Origin of the sequence: Ruthenibacterium lactatiformans (genome assembly GCF_000949455.1) — a bacterium.
In the GTDB taxonomy this organism is placed as follows: Bacteria; Bacillota; Clostridia; order Oscillospirales; family Ruminococcaceae; genus Ruthenibacterium; species Ruthenibacterium lactatiformans.
Genome location: NZ_JXXK01000089.1, coordinates 1 through 1,609 on the forward strand (window position 1 = coordinate 1; position 1,609 = coordinate 1,609).

Below are 1,609 nucleotides of genomic sequence, written 5' to 3' on the forward strand. Positions count from 1 at the left end.
ACCTGCTAACAAAAGTCAAGTAGAAATTTCAGGTTTTGGGAGCAGCGAAAAAGGCAACACAAAATCAAGCCGCCGAGCAACTCAAAATCGAAACGGCGGCCAGCCAGATGGTATAACGCAGGGGAATCAGTCGTGTTCCAGGGAATCCAAATAGGCTTTCACAGAAGCGTAGTAGATACGCAAGAACTTGTTGGCGGATGCCATCATGTAGACACGGTATGGCTTGCCCTCAGAGCGTTTCTTGTTCATGAACTGGTAGACCGGCTCATCCATTGGGGCACATTGCAGGAGGACGCCCATCACCAGGAAAAGTGTCCTGCGCAGTGAGGCAGATCCCCTTTTGGAAATGCTGCGGCTGCGGACATCTATTTGGCCAGATTGGTAGGGCGGGGCGTCAATGCCTGCAAAGGCCACCAGCGCTTTCTTGGAATGAAAACGGCGCACATCGCCAATTTCAGCTATGAGTTGGGGGCCGAGTGTAGGGCCAACACCAAACATTCCCATCACTACAGGATACTCCGGCAGAGAAGCTGCCAGAGACTGCATCTCCTGCTTGAGAGCAGCTAATGCGGCGGAAGTTGTCTGGAGTTGGGAAATGGCCTGTTCTACCAAAAGTTTTGCCGTATTTGTTTTCGGCATGACACCGAAGCGTCCACAGGCAGAGGCATAAATATCCAACGCCTTATCTTGGCTGAAATTGTAGCCGTGCTTTCTGCACCACTTCTGGTACTTGGCGGTAAAGGCTTTCTTAGACAGACCACAGACACACTCGCAATGCCAAAAAGTGGCGACAAAGTCCACCCACTTCTCACTGCCATCGGCGCGGGGCGGACTGGTAAACAGGCGGTTTGCGTCTGGGAAAGCGGTGTCCAGCAGGGAGATCAGGTTGTTTTTCAGCATGGTCTGTACTTTGGAATACTGCTGGTACTGCCGGTAGCAGGTCTTCAGCATGAGCCGGGTGTCCTCTTCCGGAACATATCTCGGAAGTGTGAGCCAGTGGTCAAGGCCGTAGTTGGCCAGCTTCACGGCATCCTTCTTGTCGGTCTTGCCCCGTCTTAAACTGTTGTTCCCGTAGTCGTGCACCAGCATTGCATTGACTACGGAGACATAAAACCCCGCGCCGTGGAGCAGCCAGGCCACCGGCGCATGGTAATTGCCCGTGGATTCCATCACCACACGGGTCTCACCGTCCAGGTTTTTGAGCAGCCTTGCCAGCTCGCTCAGTTCGCTGGCGGTGTGGCGCACTTCAAAGGGTGAAACCACTACCTCTCCGAAGGGCCGCATGACTGCAATCATGCTCTTACCCTTGGAAACATCGATGCCAACGCAGTTCATTCACATTCCTCCAACACAAAGAATCTGCAACCGGAAATCCATCTTTTCTCGCTGCCGATTCAATCTATTGGGTGACACGAACTCTCCGGTATCCGGTGGCTCAACCTGCTCAAATCGAACGCTGCAACAAGAGGATGGCTAACAGTCTTTCCAACGGACATAAAAGCCCAAGGAGGCAAGGGTCAGCCAGTTGCTCCTCTTATTGTAGCTTAGGCACGAGATGGAAAGAAAGCCGGACTGGCTGCCCGGCTTTCCTGTCCAAATTTATTGTAAT

The 1,609-nt window shown here is 52.7% G+C and carries 1 protein-coding gene; it reads right to left on the reverse strand.

Annotation, left to right across the window (positions count from 1 at the left end; genetic code table 11):
- Positions 1 to 126: 126 nt before the first annotated feature.
- Entirely contained in the window at positions 127 to 1,335 is a 1,209-nt protein-coding gene (locus tag TQ39_RS19795; RefSeq protein WP_050006804.1) for an IS110 family RNA-guided transposase, read from the reverse strand.
- Positions 1,336 to 1,609 lie beyond the last annotated feature (274 nt).